The sequence below is a fragment of the Amphritea pacifica genome (genome assembly GCF_016924145.1).
In the GTDB taxonomy this organism is placed as follows: Bacteria; Pseudomonadota; Gammaproteobacteria; order Pseudomonadales; family Balneatricaceae; genus Amphritea; species Amphritea pacifica.
In genome coordinates this window covers 1-267 of record NZ_JAFFZO010000218.1, presented here as the reverse complement: position 1 = coordinate 267, position 267 = coordinate 1, and the positions used below count along the sequence as shown (strand labels likewise).

At 53.6% G+C, this 267-nt stretch carries 1 pseudogene; it reads left to right on the top strand.

From position 1 onward, the window contains the following. A pseudogene (locus tag JW499_RS23265) lies at window positions 1-267 on the top strand (hypothetical protein); the annotation flags it as partial.

Here is a 267-nt window from a genome sequence, read left to right as displayed (position 1 = left end):
TCCTACCTTCAGGCCTGATCTGGGGCTACGCTGAAGCGTCTGAGCATGGCTACCTCCCCATGCCCTGGTTTATGAAAGCGGTCAAACATTTTTCGTTCAGCCGCAGCACCGGCATGGTCACCCGCTACAAAAACAATAAAGAGCTCTATAGCCATCCTTTTCCGGAGTTCGACTGCTATCTGGTCAGCAGCCCCAGCCATCAGGGGATTCTCAGCTATCAGCTGCATCTGGTACACCGCTATCATCGATACTTCGACAGCATCCCCC